A 17,963-nucleotide genomic window follows, 5' to 3' on the forward strand; every position below is an offset into this window, starting at 1 on the left:
CGGAAATCAGCTTTTTTTCGTTTTTCTTTATGAAGTCCGCTTCTTAAACAATAGAGGTGGTGAAGGCGGGTGATCTGATTTTGATCTCCCGTATCCTCTTTTGTCGTACTGTCGATCAAGTTCTGTAAGCATCGTGTGATACTGTTTTTCATCAAGGCGGCCATCGGCGTATAAATAACAAGCAAAAGCATAGGAAAGAGCGGTAGTGTCAATCGTGACGGTCACATCCACATCCGAGTTTCCGCTCTCACTGACCAATGCTTTTGTCTCTTTGTAATCTGGTAACAATTCATTCCCCTCCTTTAAGCTTAGTTTTAGACTATGCATGGGTAGAGAAGATGGTTGGACCTCAACCCCAGTCAAGCAAATTTGTGCTTATTTCCTAGTGAGGAGGCCTAGCCGATGACTCGATTTGTGATATATTTACTGTGAACCTACGCGAGAGGGTGTGAAAGATATTGAAGAGCTTAACAGGAAAACATATAGCCCTAACGGCTTCACGCAAGACAGAAGAAATGAAAATGCTGTTACATAAACAAGGGGCCACAAGCGATGTACGCTCAATGCAAGGAACGGTCGCTCAAGACCCAGAGACGGTGACCCGGTTAATGCGGGAAGGGTTGGCTGAACCAGTGGACTGGTTTGTATTTACCACGGGGATCGGCGTCACAACACTGATGGGATTTGCAAGTGAAGCGGGAGTAGAAGAAGAATTCCTAAAACAAATCAAATCTGCACGCGTGGCTGTACGAGGGTACAAGGCGGTCGCTGCTTTAAAGTCGTTAGGGATTACGAGTGATATCGCCTCTCAAGACGGAACGACAGAGGGGTTAATTGAGCAGTTAAAGGAGACAACTTTTGCTGGCAAGCGTTTGATTGTTCAGCAATACGGTCTCTCATCGCCTCGTCTTGAAGGGTTTTTAAACGAGCAGGGGGCTTGTGTTACCACTTGGTTGCCTTACGTCCATCGTGCTCCTGAAAAGGAAGAGGTCGATCGTTTTATGCAGGAACTCTTGGAGGAAGGAAAGTACCATGCGGTTTGTTTTACAACAGCTCTACAAGTGAAGTCGCTATTTGCACGGGCGAACGCGGTAGAGAAGCATCGGCGGCTTATCCGGCTTTTTGAAACCCATACAATTGCAACAGCCGTAGGACGGGTCACCGCAGAGGCGTTAAAAGAAGAAGGAGTGACTCGAATCATCACCCCAGAGAAAGAGCGGATGGGGGCAATGATTGTCGAGCTTGGGCGCCATATGAGCAACAACTAGCAAAAAGTTGAACCTTTATCAGCTCTATTCAGAGTGGTAAAGGTTTTTTGTTGGCGCTCCATGTTGGAATGACCAGTGCATATTTTGTCGAAAAAAACCCATGTCACATTATGTTACATGCTACAACACAACGCCGCCGTGATTCGTTATAATGTGAATAGTTAAATAAAAAACTTATCAAAAGGGGTCGGACGATGGTCAAGCAAGGAACGGTTTATTTAGTTGGGGCAGGACCAGGAGACAAAGAGCTATTAACCGTCAAGGGCCAGCGCCTCTTGAGGGAAGCGGATGTGGTCATCTTTGATAGGCTGGTCAACCCGTATTTATTAACTGAACTCAAAGGTGACGCGAAAATCATTTATTGTGGCAAACAGCCTTGTAAACATCTATTTCGCCAAGAAGATATCCAGACAGAAATGTTGATACATGCAAAAAAAGGAAAAGTGGTGGTGCGCTTAAAAGGCGGCGATCCTGCTGTCTTTGGGCGGGTAGGCGAAGAAGCTGCTGTCTTAAAAGCAAATGGTGTTGACTATGAGATCGTGCCCGGTGTCACCTCTGGGACCGCAGCTTCGATGTATGCAGGGGTGCCGGTCACTCATCGCGACTATTCAGGTTCGTTTGCGGTTGTTACCGCACATCGGAAAACGCAGGATGGGAAACCAGATGTTCAATGGAAATCCCTGGCTGAGTCTGTAGATTCCATCTTGTTCTACATGGGCGTGAAGCAAATCGACACCATTGCCTCTGAGCTAATAAAGTACGGGAAGAAAAAAGAAACGCCTGTGCTTGTGATTCAGTGGGGCACGTACAGCAGACAGCGATCGGTCAAAGGGACGCTCTCAACGATTACGGAGAAAGTAGCTACCCACAAGATAACGAACCCCGCAATGATTCTTGTGGGAGAGGTGATTCGTGTTCGAGAGAAGGTGGCGTGGTTTGAGAGCAAACCGTTGTCTGGAATGGGAATGTTGATCCCTTCTGTGTCTGAAAACACCGAAAAAGAGACAACCTTGCTTAAGCGTCATGGCGCAGATGTGTATACCCACAATCTGCGGGAGGAGAAAAAAGGTCAGGCGAGTGATTCAGAGATTGAGTTAGCGTTAGCAGCCGGCAAAGATCAGGCGCTCGTTTTTACAAATCCTAAGTCGATCAATTCTTTCTTGCAAACAATGGGCGAGAGAGGGCTTGATATTCGTGGGCTACATGGGGTGCTTACTGCAAGCAATGAATGTGTACAAGAAGCCTTTGAGCGGCTTGGTTTCCAGGTTCCTCTTTTTCAAGAAAGAACATGGCTCGCGCCGCTTTATATTGGAAATGCAAAGGCAGGGCCGCAGCCATTTGCGGCCAAGACACTTGTGGCGATGACTCGTTTAATCGAAGAAGGCCATATAAATGCCGTGTTATGTCGAAGCAGACAGGACGTGACCGATGTGGAGGATTTTTTGAAAGAAACACATCTGTATACGTTGTGCTCGGACTTGCATGTTTTTACGACGAGTTTGGATGTACAGTCGCATGCACGATTGCTTCCAGTTAAGAAAATCACGACCGTTTGTTTTGAGGGGGACGAAGCGAAGTTACTAGCTGGATTCGCTGGAAGACAACTAGAGGTAACTCAAGAGCGATAAAAGTAGAAAAGGAGCTGTCCGTAGTGAAAGAGAAAGTCGTTTTAATTGGGAATGGAATGGCTGGCATTCGTACGCTTGAAGAGATGATTAAGAAAGAACCAAACCGCTTTCAGTTTACGGTATTCGGGGAAGAGGCGCATCCAAACTATAACCGGATTCTTCTTTCCTCTGTGTTGCAAGGGGACGCAAGTGTCGATGACATTGTTCTCAATGATTATGGTTGGTACGAAAACAATAAAATTGAACTCTTTGTGGGAGATGCCATAGAACGCGTAAATACCGAAAAACAAGTCGTTTACAGCACAAACGGTGTAGAGCGTTCGTACGATCGCTTGATTTTCGCTACAGGGTCGAAACCGTTCATGTTGCCACTGCCGGGAGCAGACAAAGAAGGAGTCATTGCCTTTCGCAATATCCACGACTGCGAAACGATGATCGAAACCGCAAAATCGCACAAAAAAGCAGTGGTGATTGGCGGTGGGTTGTTAGGGCTTGAAGCCGCTCGTGGCTTGCTGAACTTGAACATGGACGTAGACGTTATCCACATTGCAGACTATTTGATGGAGCGACAGCTCGATGCGGAAGCCGGAAAGATGTTAAAGGAAGAACTGGAAGCGCAGGGAATGCGGTTTCACTTAAACAAACATACGGAAAGAATCACGGGGCGAAAGCGTGTCACGGGAATGACGTTTAAGGATGGAACGACGCTTGATACCGATCTTGTTGTTATGGCTGTTGGAATTAGGCCGAATGTCAAGCTAGCTGAGGAAACGGGACTTGAGATTGGGCGAGCGATACTTGTGAATGACCACATGGAAACCAGCCATAAAAATGTTTACGCTGTTGGCGAGTGCGCCGAGCACCGCGGAATTGTTTATGGGCTCGTCGCTCCGCTTTATGAACAAGGAAAAGTGCTCGCCTCCCACGTTTGTGCTCAGGATCAAGAGAGTCTTCCCGGCTATCAAGGTTCCATTGTCTACACGCAGTTAAAAGTGTCTGGCGTCGACGTTTTTTCAGCCGGTGAATTTATGGATAGCGATGAGACCAAGTCGATTCGTGTGCATGATGAGTTTGAAGGCATCTTCAAGAAAGTTGTTGTCAGAGACAATCACGTCGTGGGCGCTGTTCTGTTTGGGGATACGGGGGATTCTCCTCGACTGCTATCCATGATGCGATCGGGGCAGGATATTTCCGCGATGAGCAAAGTCGCCATTCTCCCTTCCGAGTCAGGAGAAGAAAATAAGGAATCGGCGATCGCGAGCATGCATGCCGATGAAACGGTTTGTGGCTGTAATGGGGTAACCAAGGGTGACATCGTTGCGGCTATTCAGGATCAAGGACTAACAACGGTCAACGAAGTCAAACAGTGTACCAATGCCTCTCGCTCCTGTGGCGGGTGCAAACCGCAAGTGGCGGAACTGTTGGCACTTACAACGGGTGAAGACGCCTCAAAGTCGAAAGAACCCATGTGCGAATGCACCGAGTATGCACATGAAGAAGTGGTCGCCTCTATTCGAGAAATGGGCCTCACGTACGTGCGCGAAGTCATGAATGTACTCGATTGGAAGAGCGAGGAAGGCTGCTCCAAATGCCGGCCGGCGCTGAACTATTATCTAGGACTTGTAAATCCTTTACAGTATGAAGATGATGCCAATTCAAGATTTATCAATGAACGTGTACATGCCAATATTCAAAACGACGGCACGTTTTCTGTGGTCCCAAGAATGTATGGGGGCGTCACAAATTCGGAGCAGCTTCGCAAAATTGCCGATGTCGCCGATGAATATAAGGTGCCGTTGTTAAAAGTCACAGGTGGGCAGCGGATTGATCTACTCGGGATCGAAAAAGAGGATTTACCGAATGTGTGGAAAAAACTTGGGATGCGCTCTGGCTACGCCTACGGCAAAACGCTACGAACAGTGAAAACGTGCGTCGGCAAAGACTTTTGCCGTTTTGGAACCCAAGATTCCATTGGGCTCGGAATTCAAATGGAGAAGAAGTATGAAGGCCTAAACACCCCTCATAAAGTCAAAATGGCCGTCTCTGCCTGTCCTAGAAACTGCGCCGAATCCGGAATTAAAGATGTGGGTATCGTCGGTGTCGAAGGGGCATGGGAAATTTATGTCGGTGGGAATGGGGGCGTGGACCTGAAGAGTGCCGAACTGCTCTGTAAAGTGAAAACGTCTGAAGAAGTCCTTGAGAACATTAGTGCATTCTTGCAGCACTACCGCGAGCAAGCGAGATACTTAGAGCGTACTTCTCACTGGATCAATCGCGTCGGGCTTGAGTCGATCAAGAAAGTGGTGCTCGGAGACGAGGAAGAACGAATGGCACTTATCGAACGTATGGAAATTGCCTTACAAGACCATGAGGACCCGTGGACAGACATTGCCCAGAGCAACGAGAAGCAAAAAGAGCTATTTGAAAAGAAAAACGTCACTGTGATGAGCTAAGGAGGCAAACAACATGGCACAAGTGCAAACAGGCAAGAAGGTGTTCGTGGCCGATCGAAGGGAACTATCTGCTGGCCTTGGTAAAAAAGTCGTCGTTGATGGGAAGGAACTGGCTCTCTTTTTACAAGAAGACGGCGGCGTTCACGCGATCGAAAACAGCTGCCCTCATAAAGGAGGGCCCCTATCAGAAGGGATTGTCAGCGGTGACCACGTCTATTGCCCGCTACACGACTGGAAGATTAGCACAAAAACAGGGGAAGCAGGAGGGGCAGATGAAGGATGTGTCGAGTGCTTTGAGGTAGAGATTAAGGATGAGCAGGTGTTTGTGTTTTTAAAAGGGTAGAAGAGTAAAAACCAGGTCCTTTTGGGCCTGGTTTTTTGTTGTGTGGTTAGGGGAGAAATTTTGAAAAAGGCGAGTGGTGAAGGCAGGTAAGATAAGAAAAAAGACAACGGAGCTCAGGGGCCGTTGTCTAAATCTTTTCTTTAAAAGTTTCTGCAAACCTCACTGAGCTTTCTTTAAGTTTGCCATCTTTCCTTTTTTGTTCGATTCCTTGTTTCTATGCGTCAAGTAAAGGGCCATTCCTGTTAGTAGGAAGCCAGCAATGAGGTTTCCAATCAGCACAGGAATTTGGTTCCACAACCACCAGTCCATCATTGTAACATCAGCACCAAGCATCATGCCGGCTGGGACGACGAACATGTTCACGACAGCATGTTCAAATCCTTGCGCAAAAAAGATTAAAATGGGAAGCCACATAGCAAAGATCTTGCCAATCGTGGAATTAGAGGTCATGGCCATTACAGCTCCAAAAGCAACCATCCAGTTACATAAGATCGCTTTAACGAATACGGTTCCCAGTCCAGCCCATCCAAGTGCGGCATACCCAATGGTCTTGGCTTCCGCGATCGAAACCATTTGGTCTGTCACAGCGCTTGAGTCTACGCCTCCAAATTGTGTGGTCGCTAGGACAAATAAAAAGGCATAAAGGATACTGCCGATCAGATGACCAGCAATGACCCACACCCAATTAGCGATCATTTGCGATAAGGAAACGTCTCCACTCATCCAAGCGGTGGGGATCAAGGCAAAGTTTCCGGTAACCAGTTCTAACCCTAGCAGAACGATCATCACAAAGCCAACGGGAAAAAGTAACGCTCCTACAATCTCAGTGCCCGTTTGAAGGTTTGCGGTGAAGGCCAATGTAGCAGAGTAGCCTAGAAATACTCCTGCTAGTCCTCCTCTTATCAATAAATCTTTAATTGAAAGGTTGGCTTTCGTCTTCCCTGCTTGCACCATGGTTTCAACGACTTTACTAGGATTTACATTATCCACATCACTCATCTCCTAACAACGTTTTAAACAGGTGATGCCTTCCCCATTTAGTTTGTAGTATGAAGTCTTTATGTGTTGTTGTCTTAATTTTCGTCATGTTATCTGACGCCCTTTGTAAGGTTCCGAAAAGAAGAAGTATAAATCAGTATCTTCCACAAACACTAAGCGCGAAGGGAGTGAGCAGAAATGCCACAGAATCTAAGCGACTTAATGTCAACGAATGTGTTCTCCGTAACTCCAGATCAGTCCATCCAAGAGGCGGCTACACTTATGAAAGAGCATGATGTTGGTTCCATCCCCGTCGTTGAAAATGGACAACTTACAGGAATCATTACGGACCGTGATATCACCTTGCGCTCAACAGCAGCAGGCTCTTCTTCTGATGTTCCTGTGAGCGAGTGTATGTCAAGCCATATTACGTCGGCTACTTCCTCAATGGATGTGCACGAAGCGGCTGCTTTAATGGCAGAGCATCAAATCCACCGTTTGCCTGTCGTGGATAACGGACAATTAGTTGGTATGCTGGCCATTGGAGATTTAGCGACCCAAGACATTTACGAAAATGAAGCTGGGCAAGCTCTTCATGATATCTCAAAAAAAGAGGGGCTTTCCTAGCATAGAAGGAGGATGTCGACATGGCGTCCTCCTTTTGGCATTGTGGTGCAGACCATCAATCAAAATAAGGCATGGGAAAACTCTCCCATGCCTCTTTTAAAAAGTTTTTTGTTTAAAGGATGGTTATTGGTCACGGTCACTCACTTCATCTTTGATTTCTTCACGCATGGCTTCAATGCTTTCTTCACGACGCTTGTTTTTTGCTGCAATTTGTTGCTTTTCCTCTTCGCTCATTTCGTCTGCATGGGCTTTGACGTAGTCTCTGTCCTCATTCATGTTTTGCAAGGTGTGGCCGATGTTATTCTCAATTCTTTCTGGGTTGTTGGAACGGTCATCAGGTTTTGCCATTTTTTCATTCCTCCTTTGCCATGTAGGGGTAGTATGCCACCGGAATAGCATAAACTATGTGCAGGTTTGTCTCTGTAAACAAAAGCAAGCACTTAGGCATACGATGGGTAGGAAATTAACTCTCTGGGAGAGGAGGAGGCTACTTGTACTACCCCCATTATCATTGCCCTGCATTTTATAACCGATTTCTGCCCTTGCGTCAATACCCACCAGTGGATACAACGAAACTTTCTCAATCTGTTAAAGAATTTCGGGAGTTGATGCAGCAAAGTGAACGATTATTAGATCGTTTGGGAGACACAGAATTTGCTTACACCCTTATGGAAGAGGCGCAGCAAGGGAATCAGTCCGAAGTGAACCGCTTAATTCGTTCTATTGCGGGTCTAACCGTGCCAACGGAAGTTCGCTATACCCCATCTGGGATTATTTTTGATCTTCAGTCTTCTGCTTTTAGCGAAGGCTCTGATTGCTGTACGTTGCGAATGACCCTCAAATGGGGACAGTGAAAACCGTTTCTTCCGAAAGGATAAGTCTTTCGCTCGAGTGCGATGGAGTGGAAGGCTTTTTGTGTTGCTGGCCTCTTTTAGCGTGAATGCTTCACCCGTAACATTGTGAAGCATAGAATAGGAGGAGAAAGGAGGAACAAAACTCATGGAAGAAAAAGAGGCTTTAACACACGAACTTACCATAAATGGTTTATTTTTAATCGGATCTTCCTTATTTTTCATTGGTGCCATTTATGCTTTTGTCATTTCCTATCAAATGTATACTACGTTACGGTAGTTGTTGTTACTAATATATAGCTATGTGTATAGTACATAGGGGATGGGGACCGCCTTTAAAGGCGCCATCTTCTTATGGGTGAATAAGTATGCCGCAAGTACAGGGGAAACTTAAGACGTAGAGACAACCAGGTCAAAGGTTGCCTCTTTTGGTCAGCTCCGGCGGGGAGCAGCTGTCTACATGTTTCGGTATTTTGCAAAAGTAGCTGTTCACAATAGAATCTTTTCAACTTCGCCTATAAATGCCCAATGATTAAGGTTTATCGCAATACGGGTGTTCTCTTTATGGCTCTTTGGGCGTGGATGATTATAGCACATCCCTTTGGCCTCCCCTGTATACTCTATAACGCTTGCCTCATAATAAATGTAATTGGCAATTTGGGGATTAGCGATTGCCATTAACGTAACCAGATCATGAATAGGTGCCCCGGGGAGCCCTGGTGTCCTCCTTTGGTAAGCCTTAAAATAATAGTCATAAATTGGTTTTATCAGAAACGCCAGTGGGTTATGTGCATTTTGAGCGAGGGCATCAACGAGTTCGGGCGTGAAGTAGGCGTGGTTGCTCGCATCCAATGGGATAATGGTCAGGTTATGGGCGGTTGTAAGAACAAAATTGGAAGACGATGGGTCTCCAAAGAAGTTCGCTTCCGCCACAGGAGTGACGTTGCCGGGAATAAAAAGCGCTCCCCCCATGATATAAAAGGAGCCGACCCGTTTCATCTGTTCTTCATACAAGATGAAGGCGATGGCGAGGGCTGTTGACCGGCCTATGTCTACGATGATCAGGTTTTCTTTGTGGCATTCAGTTAGGACGCGGATGGTATCAAAAGGATAGATCGGAAACGTCATTGTGCTTGGAGGGCGAATGGGTCCAATACCACCATACCCGTGAATGTCTGGAGAATAGGTCGGCTCTTTGCATTGGACGGGCTTTGCAGCTCCTGGAATCACAGGAATATGAGACTTTCCTGATAGCTGTAACAAATAGGCGGCATTGGCGGTTGCCTGTGCTCTTGAGACATTGCCGTAGCTTGTGACAATGCCTACAAGCTCAAGTTCAGGGTGCAAGAGTACATACATAATGGCAAACGTGTCATCAATCCCCGGGTCACAAAACAAAAGAACTTTTTTCGTCATAGGCAGCTCCTTTTCCGTAATTCCTCCCTATTTTATATGATCCATACCAAAGAATGATGAAAGGCTTCCCTCACTTTCCTGTTCAAATTCCTATGAAAAACTGGCGCTCATTGGCTTGCTTCACATAATTTTGTCCAAAAAGGGCATGATTTAAGGGGTAATACCACCTTTTTTGCTGGGGCAGGATAAAAAAGTAACAGTAAAAAAAGGGGGGTGAGGGGATGCGGTACATTAGCGCATTGATTATAAAAGTTATTTTGATGACCGCAATTTTATGGATTGTTTTGGGAGGAGTTTTTAATGTCTCCATGGCGGGGGTTTTGACGATAACGGTCGTGCTAACCGCTCTGTCGTTTATACTGGGAGATTTATATGTTTTGCCGAAATACGGAAATATGGCAGCGATCACCGTAGATTTTGGTCTAGCATTGGCAGGGATCTGGGTATTGGGAGCCTTACTGTTTGGGTCAACAGAGCTGTTTGGAGAAGCTGCGTTGACGGCAGCAGCGATGATCTCGGTTGGAGAATGGTTTCTTCACCGGTATATGAAAACCCATGTTTTCAAAAATGAACCTTCAAGCACTGAGAAGGAAAGGTTTCCAAGATACCAGTTGCAAACGGAATTTGGCTCCGAAATGGGAATGAATGGTTCTTATTTTGAGGAACACGGCGCGCATAAAACAACAGGGGAGAGCAAATGTTATAAAGGTGGCGGTCATCATAGAAGATGCGGCGAACCACATCGAATGCACAAAATCGAGGAGGATGTATCCATGAGCGAAATCATTAAATCGAAAGTCACCAAAGAGGTAGCGGACACGGAGGTTGCCCAAGAGTTGACGGCATTAAAACAGCAATTAAAACAAGTACAGCAACAGCAAGCAGGCAGCCAACAGTCAACAGCACAACAGTCATCAGGCCAGCAATCATCCAGCCAACAACAGCCATCCAACCAACAGTTGAATTCGTTGCTTCAACAACTTCAGCAATTCAGTGGACAAACCACTCAACAAAGTCAACAAGCGGATCAGCAACTTCAACAGTCGATTCAACAAGCGGTTGACACGCTCAACCAAGGGTTGCAAACGGTCCAGTCTAATCAAGCCTTGAACCAAGTAAATTCAGCGTTAAAACAAGCGGAAAACCAATTAAATCAGATCGGTCAGCAATCGCAACAAAAACAGGCTCAACAACAACAAGGACAACAAGGCCAGCAAGCACAGATGGGTCAGCAAGGTCAACAAGGCCAAATGGGTCAGCAAGGAACTCAGGCTACGCAAAGCTTCCAGTAAGGTTCGCGCATTTTTACGAAACAAGAACCATCCCCAGTCGGTCAGCTGGGGATGGTTTAATTTTTTTCTTTAAGATTTCGTTGAACTTGTAACCTGCGGCGGCGCCGTAGATGAATGTATTGAAAAAAGTCACGCCTGTAAGCAAACGAAAAAAGGCAATGGTCAACGGTGGCAAGTTAGTAATCGCTTTTCCTGTAAGGTATTTCCCGCAAATCACAACAAACATCAATAAAAGAGAAGCGTACACGAACCCCTTTTACGAACCGATCGTTCAACTTGGACGATGGGGGTATCAACCCTTGAACGCTCGGTTAACTAATCCACGATTCCAGAGCTAATCACTTCCAAATGAGCCTCAACTTCAATATTCAGACCTGGGTATTGCTCATACCATGTGTCCATATCTAGATGGCTAATTTTACTTCTTGCCCGATCGCCAATGCCTAAAGGGTCAATTTCTTGCTCTTGGAAGGTGTGAATTAAGGCGTTCATCCTCTCTTCAAACTCCTCCGTACCGGCCTTCTTAATTTTTTCGATGTTGATTTCCTTTGATACATCAATTTCTTCTTTTTCATTGATAAGACCCGTCACATTTACGTCTAATGTCACGTGAATGCCATTCTGGTCCTCAGAGATCGTGTAGCTTGGCGCTGCGTTGACACTTTCCAAACTGACAAAGATGTTGTCCTCCATTTCAACTTGGTAATAGCCTCCTGCAAACGACTCATACATCAATTTAAAAAAGGAAGCATCTCTGGCGTCGAGCTGCTGGACGAACACATCGTCTTTGAATAAAGCAAGTCCAACCACGCCCACTCGATCTCCTTGTTTTTCCATTACAGGTAAGAAAATATCCATTCCCTCGCCATAATATTGGTAGAGGGCTTTATGCAGATCGCCATCAGGAAAGATCTCTTTGGTACTTTGTTCAATCAAGTCATTCAAGTATTGATACACGGAGATATCAAGACTGTAATCGCCTGAGAGGAGGTCGACTGTTGTTCCCTCTACAATGGCCATACGCATATTTCGTCCGATCATGGGATCTCTTTGAAGATTATCAAGAAAATTAAAAATGCCTTGCGCTGCAAGTTCCTTATTGATCATGGTTAGCCCTATTCTGCCTTGAACCATTTGTTTGGACGACTGCGTTTGCATCTGTTTGCGTATGAGGCGACTCGTTTCTCCAGTTGCCGTAAAAATAACACTTTTCGGCAAGACCTCCTCCCCAGGTAGAATGACCGAGGACCCAGCCACCCCGCGGAACTTATACTCATCTACATAATCAAAGCCATATGCTTGGACCAGTTGAAGCTCCTCCACTACGTTTGTACGAGGAACGCACCCGGTCAGAAGCAGGAGGCAAGCGCCAAATACCATCCATCTTTTCATTCTTTATCTCCTCCTCACCCTATAAACAATCGCCTGTGTTAGAAACAGAAACGGAATGTAGCCATACACCGTGTAAAACCCGATGCTTGATGCGACGTCATTCAAACGGTCAATGGTTTCTCGACTCATAAATAGAAAGGAGCTTGCGAAAATAAGCAGACAGACCCCCCGCAACGCATTTCTTTGAGAGATGGGCAACGTTTGTTTGACTGCACGACTGGCTGCCCATAATCCTAAACAGAGGTTGGGCAGAACCACAAAGAGCCAGATCGAAATGCCGATGTATTCTGCACGCTCTGCAATGGCAAGATTCACGATTTTCCATGTAGTCAAAGTCGCCCAGATCGTATTTGCCAGCTGAATTTGATTAAAGTAGAGAAGGCTGACGATAATGGAAATAAGGTATATGAAGGTCGTGAAAGCGACGCCAAGCTGTGCCCACTTCTGTGATTTTGGTGCTTGTTTAAAAAAAGGATAGATCATGAAAATCACCTCAAATCCCAAATAGTTCAAGGTCATGGCTCTGGTCGCACTCATCAGATCCGTAAAGGAATGTTCCAACACTGGCAGCAAATTCGACGGAGTTGCGTCCATAATGGCTGCATATTTCATAAGAAAGATCGGAAGTCCGAGAAAAAAACCAATGACGGCTATTCCTGTGACCACGCGCAGTCCTGCCGTAACATAGGTGTAGGCAAGGAGCAGGAGCAACAGGGAGGGAACCCATGCCATCAATTCTGGAAACATCCAGACTTGAATGATTTCTACATACGTGCGAAGGACCGTAAGCACAAAGAAGGCGTAATACAAAACAAAGTAGAAACTGAGGAAACTACCAAACCATTTCCCAAATACGTTTTTTTGGATCGTAACCAAATCGTCTCTCCCTTTATTCAAAATCAGGTAGCTGACCGACAAGATGATATGGATCGTGAAGCCAGAGAGGAGAACGGCGATCCAGGAATCTTGGCCGGCGTACTCGGCTATGATTCGTTCAAACCCAAGAACGCCCACGCCGATCTGCATGCCAACCACAAGATAGAAGGCGAAAAAGGGGGAGAGCTGCTTATCTTCTTTCGGTTGCTGTTGCTGCATCATGGGTACGCTCCTTAATCCTCAATATCCCCGCGTTTTTGATGAGGCCTGTTTGGTTTAAAGCGCTGCTTCTTTTGGGTGCGCAAAGAAAGGGGGCGATTCTTAAGCGCATTAACAGGCAGCAGAATAAACGCATCTTTAAAATCACGGAATCGCAACGGGTAAATGGGACTCAAATAAGGCCTGCCCAAAGAAGTGAGCGTAAGCAAATGAGCCAAAAAGAAGGCAGAACACATGGCAACACCAAACAGACCTAGCCATTGAGCAAAGAGAATAAAAGGAAAACGAATCAAACGGATGGTATTGCTCATCTGATACACCGGGGTCGTAAAAGAAGCTAGTGCTGTGAGCGCGACGATAATCAGCAAGATGCTGCTCGTCAACCCTGCGTCCACAGCTGCGGTCCCTATTACAATTCCGCCGACGATCCCAATTGTCTGTCCGATTTTGGTTGGAAGCCTAGCACCGGCCTCTCGAAGCAACTCAATCACAAGTTCTAATAGGATCGCTTCAACGATGGGAGGAAACGGAATTCCGCTTCTTGACGTCACCAGCGTATCTAAAAGCCTGGTCGGAATCATTTCATAATGGTAGGTAACCACAGCGACATAAACCGCAGTTGAAAGCACGGAAAAAATGACAGCCCCCAAGCGAATGAGCCGAAAGATAGAGGCAAGCGGCCAGCCGATGAAATAATCCTCAAACGCCGAGAAAAATTCGACAAATGTTGTTGGAGCTGTCAAGACGTGAGGAGACCCGTCGACGACAATCGCAACCTTTCCCTCAGCAAGCAAACTGCTCACGCGATCGGGTCTTTCGGTATCAATCATTTGTGGAAACGGCGAGTTGGAGTTGTCCGCAATCATTTGCATCAAAAAAGAACTGTCGACCATTTGATCATAATGAATGTCTTTAATTCTCTGCGTCACCGTATGAACATTTTCTTTGCTCGTAATCCCTTCGACATGGAGAATAGCGACACGCGTTTTGCTTAAGTCTCCAAGGACGACCTCATCGACAATTAGGTTCGGAGTCGCCATCCGACCTCGAATCAGGTTCAAATTAACATCAATTGTTTCGACGAAGGCCTCTTTAGGACCGACGACGCTGAATTCTATTTCAGGAGCCGCAATCGATCTCGCTTCAACGGTAGCAGCAGGTATCAGAAGGACTTCTAAATGATTTCCTTCCACTTGAACAAGGACATGTCCTGTCATCAAAGCCTCTTCGATCTTGGCCACGTCACTCGTAACTTCCGTTTCCTCCACCGGCATGACTTGCTTAAGGTCAAATAGGGTCCTTATTTCAGGCTTCTTAGTATGCGGTAGAATTTCATCATGAAGAATCTCTTGCTTAATCATGGTTCCTAAGTAATGAATGATAAATCTATGGTTCTCAGTAAGTGTAAAGGATTTAAAGTCAGAAGATTTTTTACATGTCTGGAGTAAGTCTTCAAAGCTTTTTACTTTCTTTCGGTTTTGGTTCATCTTAGTTATTCGCTGTTGTTTCTTCTGCTTAAACATCGTAGCTCTCCCACTTTAGAATGCTTGGATAAAGCTTTGCTAAAAATATGTCTGGTACCTTACTGTGTGTAAAAAGGGCCTTCTTTATTCGGGAGGAAGCCCATTGACTGAAGAAATTGTGGATTACCGAAAAGCCCAATCACGAATTAGCCTCCTGGCATAGTGTAATACGGACAGAGGACGGAAGGAGGGGGCACAGAATGTCTGGAGGAACAGTTGCAGGAGCAGGAGCAGGCGGAGGCTTTGCTTTCATTGTTGTTTTGTTTATCTTGCTTATCATCGTAGGCGCTTCTTTTGTTGGAGGCGGTGGCTACGGCGGTTATGGCGGAAAATATTAAGGTTTGTGCTTTGATAAAGTGAAGGAGAGCTTGTAGACCATCAAGTCTGCAAGCTCTATTTTTGTCCTGCGAGTAAAAGCGTCGAGTTTTTTCAGTCCTGGCAAGCGTTGTCTGAAGTCGGATTTATTTTTCCAGTAATTCCAAAATTCGCTTCTAGGGCGACCCGCCTGCGCATTTCATATAGGCAATTGACAAAAGTTAGCCGTGCTAACAGAAGGGATAAGGGAAACCCTAATGGTGAGCGACCCTTATAAAAAGCGGTGCTCGAATGGAAAGGAGCAGGTTAATGGATACGTATGCCGACCTGAAAGCGGAACTAGAAAAGCGACAAAACACGTTGCATCACCGCTTAAAGGAATTTGATGATCTTGGTCTTGCTCACGGTTTTGCATCGAGTGTAGCGTCTGGTGAGTTATCCCAATACGACAACCATCCGGCAGACAGTGGAAGTGCTCTTTATGAACGGGAGAAGGACGTTGCCCTTCATGAACAAATCGTTCTGGAACTAGAGGATGTGAAGCATTCCTTAGATAAGTTCGAGAAAGGCACGTATGGGATCTGTGAAGCAACCGGGGGGGAAATCCCAAGGGAACGATTAGAAGCGAATCCGACAGCACGGACAAACGTTCAATATGCGAAGATGAATAACCATTACTCGAGACCGGCAGAAGAGGATGTTCTTCGTAACTTTGACCAATTTAACTTCGACAGCAGGGATGATGAAACCGAGTTTGACGCAGAAGACGCCTATCAATCCGTGGCAAGATTTAACGAACTTCCAATGGTGTATGAAGACTCCTCTCTAGATGATAATGAGGAGTTAGTTGGCTATGTAGAAGAAATTGAAGGGTTTTTGTCGACAGGGATTGAAGGCTATTCAGGGGATGAGAATGTTCAGTATCAAAAGAATGTCCATTATGATCAGTATTTGAATGAGAAATAGGGGGATTTTCCCCCTATTATTTTGGTGTTTAGATACTCTTGAGCATAGGAAGTGTATCTCGGTTGACTTGAACAACAATGCGGTTCAAAGCGATTCTTTCTGGAGAACGTTGGGATTCATACCAACCACTTATTCAGGAATACTAAAAAGAGGCTTGCTCCAATTGAACAAGCCTCACATGTTGACGGTTTTGCCGCAGATACAGATATTAATTTACCTTCTTCGACCCTTTCCAATGCACTCCTCTTAAGCGATATTTTTGCAGTTTGCCCGTCGCTGTTTTTGGTAGAGATTCTACAAATTCAACGGCTTTAGGTGCTTTGAAATGAGCCATCTTTGACCGGCAGTAAGTCATGACCTCTTCTTCTGTTACTTTTGCATCAGGCCGCAGTACAAGGATTGCTTTAGGCACTTCCCCCCATTTTTCGTCAGGGATCGAAATTACCGCTGCCTCCAGTACATCTGGATGCTTATATAGCACTCCTTCTACCTCTGTAGAAGAAATATTTTCTCCCCCAGAAATGATTAAATCCTTGGCACGGTCTCGTATCTCAATGAACCCATCAGGATAGGTGACGGCCAAATCACCGGTATAGAACCATCCGTCCTTGATGGCGGCTGCTGTTCTTTCCGAATCCTTGTAATATCCCTCCATCACCACGTTGCCACGAGTAACGATTTCTCCCAATTCCTCTCCGTTCCAGGAGACTTCTTTTCCGTCTGGATGAACGACCTTTGTTTCCCCGTTAAAAGCCAGTTCAATTCCTTGTCTTGCTTTAATTGTTGCCACCTCGTCCTCCGATTTAGAGTCGAATTCTTTTTTCCACTCGCAATAGAGAATAAACGGAGAGGTTTCCGTCAGCCCGTAGACGTGGATGATATCCAGTCCTAGGATTTTCTGTGCTTTATGAATGAGAACCGCGGCTGGAGGAGCGCCGGCCGTCGCCATACGTGGGCGTGTCTTGATAGCCGTCTCCGTTGCTTTTGGATGATTGACTAGCATATTAATGACGGTCGGAGCCCCGCATAAAAGGCTAATGTGTTTGCTTTCAAACAAGTCGAGGATATGAGCGGGGTCCACCTTTCTCAAACACACATGGGTGCCACCCGCCGCCGTAATGGCCCATACGCCACCCCAGCCATTTGCATGAAACATTGGCAACGTATGGAGGTAAACATCATCGTGCTTGACGCCAAGATGGTACATAAAATTGGCTGCGTTTAAATAATTGCTGCGATGGGTTAACATCACGCCTTTCGGTTTCGATGTCGTTCCGCTTGTATAATTCAAAGTGAGGAGCTGATTTTCATCGATGTCTACCTCTGGCAATGCAGCATTCTCAGGAGCCTGTAGAAGAAATGCTTCATAATCCACTCCATGTAAAGAAGTCTCCTGTCCCGCTACAGAGACGGTAACGACCGCATCCAAGGAAAGGTTATTCCGGATAGCCTCAATCGGCCCGCTAAACTCCTCATCAACAATGAGCAGTTTTGCATCACTATGTTGGATGATGTATTCCAAGTCTTCCGCTGATAACCGGTAATTCAGTGGGACCATTGCAGCCCCAAGTTGACAAATCCCATAAAAGCACTCCAACATATAATGGGTGTTGGGCAACATGACGGCAACATGATCGCCCTTTTGAATGCCTGCTTGATGTAGGGCGACAGAAAGCCGGTCTGTCCGTTCGCCAAATTCCTTATACGTGAACTGCTTCTCTCCATCAATGACAGCTGTTTTTTGCGGGTAGTATTTTACTGCTCGTCGTTTCCAATCCAGTGGGGTTAATGCAGAAAACATGGATCACAGCTCCTT

At 45.9% G+C, this 17,963-nt stretch carries 18 protein-coding genes and 1 pseudogene; 11 read left to right on the plus strand and 8 right to left on the minus strand.

All coding sequences use genetic code 11. The features are described from left to right. Positions 1-27: 27 nt before the first annotated feature. Positions 28-288, minus strand: a complete 261-nt coding sequence (locus tag AVZ68_RS06285) for a hypothetical protein (protein WP_059103685.1) — start codon at positions 286-288, stop codon at positions 28-30. A gap of 170 nt (positions 289-458) precedes the next feature. Here AVZ68_RS06285 and AVZ68_RS06290 point away from each other — a divergent pair, with 170 nt between their 5' ends. The 4 genes from AVZ68_RS06290 to nirD all read left to right on the plus strand — a co-directional run bounded on the left by AVZ68_RS06290 (position 459) and on the right by nirD (position 5,692). After that, complete coding sequence (locus AVZ68_RS06290) at positions 459-1,268, plus strand: uroporphyrinogen-III synthase (RefSeq protein WP_059103686.1); 810 nt, start codon at positions 459-461, stop codon at positions 1,266-1,268. Between the two features lie 194 nt (positions 1,269-1,462). Further along, positions 1,463-2,896, plus strand: coding sequence for a uroporphyrinogen-III C-methyltransferase (gene cobA, locus AVZ68_RS06295; protein ID WP_082676345.1), 1,434 nt, complete (start codon positions 1,463-1,465; stop codon positions 2,894-2,896). A 23-nt stretch (positions 2,897-2,919) separates the two neighbouring features. Then, the gene (gene nirB, locus AVZ68_RS06300) at positions 2,920-5,349 is read left to right on the plus strand and encodes a nitrite reductase large subunit NirB (protein WP_180316679.1); all 2,430 of its coding nucleotides are present in this window, start codon (positions 2,920-2,922) and stop codon (positions 5,347-5,349) included. Positions 5,350-5,371: 22 nt separating this feature from the next. Further along, on the plus strand, positions 5,372-5,692 hold the full coding sequence (nirD, locus tag AVZ68_RS06305; RefSeq protein ID WP_059104014.1) for a nitrite reductase small subunit NirD: 321 nt from the start codon (positions 5,372-5,374) through the stop codon (positions 5,690-5,692). Between the two features lie 159 nt (positions 5,693-5,851). On the opposite strand, the gene AVZ68_RS06310 is transcribed toward nirD, so the two are convergent. Next, positions 5,852-6,682, minus strand: coding sequence for a formate/nitrite transporter family protein (locus AVZ68_RS06310; RefSeq protein ID WP_157404595.1), 831 nt, complete (start codon positions 6,680-6,682; stop codon positions 5,852-5,854). Between the two features lie 186 nt (positions 6,683-6,868). On the opposite strand from AVZ68_RS06310, the gene AVZ68_RS06315 reads away from it, so the two are divergent. Beyond that, positions 6,869-7,297, plus strand: coding sequence for a CBS domain-containing protein (locus AVZ68_RS06315; RefSeq protein WP_059103688.1), 429 nt, complete (start codon positions 6,869-6,871; stop codon positions 7,295-7,297). 123 nt (positions 7,298-7,420) lie between these two features. On the opposite strand, the gene tlp is transcribed toward AVZ68_RS06315, so the two are convergent. Then, on the minus strand, positions 7,421-7,645 hold the full coding sequence (gene tlp / locus AVZ68_RS06320; RefSeq protein WP_059103689.1) for a small acid-soluble spore protein Tlp: 225 nt from the start codon (positions 7,643-7,645) through the stop codon (positions 7,421-7,423). Between the two features lie 143 nt (positions 7,646-7,788). Here tlp and AVZ68_RS06325 point away from each other — a divergent pair, with 143 nt between their 5' ends. Together AVZ68_RS06325 and AVZ68_RS20845 are read left to right on the plus strand one after the other, a co-directional pair. Continuing rightward, positions 7,789-8,151: a YuzC family spore coat inner layer protein gene (locus tag AVZ68_RS06325; protein WP_059103690.1), complete on the plus strand. Its 363-nt coding sequence runs from the start codon at positions 7,789-7,791 to the stop codon at positions 8,149-8,151. A gap of 145 nt (positions 8,152-8,296) precedes the next feature. Then, positions 8,297-8,428 carry a hypothetical protein gene (locus AVZ68_RS20845; protein ID WP_281176589.1) on the plus strand — a complete coding sequence of 44 codons (132 nt, stop codon included), beginning with the start codon at positions 8,297-8,299 and terminating at the stop codon, positions 8,426-8,428. A 209-nt stretch (positions 8,429-8,637) separates the two neighbouring features. Here AVZ68_RS20845 and AVZ68_RS06330 read toward each other — a convergent pair whose 3' ends face one another. Beyond that, positions 8,638-9,564, minus strand: a complete 927-nt coding sequence (locus AVZ68_RS06330) for a nucleoside hydrolase (RefSeq protein WP_059103691.1) — start codon at positions 9,562-9,564, stop codon at positions 8,638-8,640. Positions 9,565-9,785: 221 nt separating this feature from the next. Here AVZ68_RS06330 and AVZ68_RS21030 point away from each other — a divergent pair, with 221 nt between their 5' ends. Together AVZ68_RS21030 and AVZ68_RS20485 are read left to right on the plus strand one after the other, a co-directional pair. Continuing rightward, complete coding sequence (locus AVZ68_RS21030; protein WP_082676347.1) at positions 9,786-10,856, plus strand: YndM family protein; 1,071 nt, start codon at positions 9,786-9,788, stop codon at positions 10,854-10,856. Positions 10,857-10,966: 110 nt separating this feature from the next. Further along, on the plus strand, positions 10,967-11,194 hold the full coding sequence (locus tag AVZ68_RS20485) for a hypothetical protein (protein ID WP_180316680.1): 228 nt from the start codon (positions 10,967-10,969) through the stop codon (positions 11,192-11,194). Here the strand turns inward: AVZ68_RS20485 and AVZ68_RS06345 are convergent. From AVZ68_RS06345 to AVZ68_RS06355, 3 genes are read right to left on the minus strand one after another with little or no spacing between them, the layout of a single operon-like run. Then, positions 11,172-12,248 (minus strand): Ger(x)C family spore germination protein, encoded by a 1,077-nt coding sequence (locus AVZ68_RS06345; protein WP_059103693.1) that lies wholly within the window; start codon positions 12,246-12,248, stop codon positions 11,172-11,174. The genes AVZ68_RS20485 and AVZ68_RS06345 overlap by 23 nt on opposite strands. 3 nt (positions 12,249-12,251) lie before the next feature. Further along, positions 12,252-13,346 (minus strand): GerAB/ArcD/ProY family transporter, encoded by a 1,095-nt coding sequence (locus AVZ68_RS06350; RefSeq protein ID WP_245628072.1) that lies wholly within the window; start codon positions 13,344-13,346, stop codon positions 12,252-12,254. Positions 13,347-13,357: 11 nt separating this feature from the next. Beyond that, positions 13,358-14,866 carry a spore germination protein gene (locus tag AVZ68_RS06355; RefSeq protein ID WP_059103694.1) on the minus strand — a complete coding sequence of 503 codons (1,509 nt, stop codon included), beginning with the start codon at positions 14,864-14,866 and terminating at the stop codon, positions 13,358-13,360. A gap of 200 nt (positions 14,867-15,066) precedes the next feature. Here AVZ68_RS06355 and AVZ68_RS19755 point away from each other — a divergent pair. Beyond that, positions 15,067-15,171: pseudogene (locus AVZ68_RS19755) on the plus strand (YjcZ family sporulation protein); the annotation flags it as partial. Positions 15,172-15,490: 319 nt separating this feature from the next. Beyond that, the gene (locus AVZ68_RS06360) at positions 15,491-16,147 is read left to right on the plus strand and encodes a TraR/DksA C4-type zinc finger protein (RefSeq protein WP_059103695.1); all 657 of its coding nucleotides are present in this window, start codon (positions 15,491-15,493) and stop codon (positions 16,145-16,147) included. Between the two features lie 208 nt (positions 16,148-16,355). Here AVZ68_RS06360 and AVZ68_RS06365 read toward each other — a convergent pair whose 3' ends face one another. After that, the gene (locus AVZ68_RS06365) at positions 16,356-17,948 is read right to left on the minus strand and encodes a long-chain-fatty-acid--CoA ligase (RefSeq protein WP_059103696.1); all 1,593 of its coding nucleotides are present in this window, start codon (positions 17,946-17,948) and stop codon (positions 16,356-16,358) included. Positions 17,949-17,963: the final 15 nt, after the last annotated feature.

This window comes from Shouchella shacheensis (assembly GCF_001484965.1).
Classification (GTDB): Bacteria; Bacillota; Bacilli; order Bacillales; family Bacillaceae_D; genus Shouchella; species Shouchella shacheensis.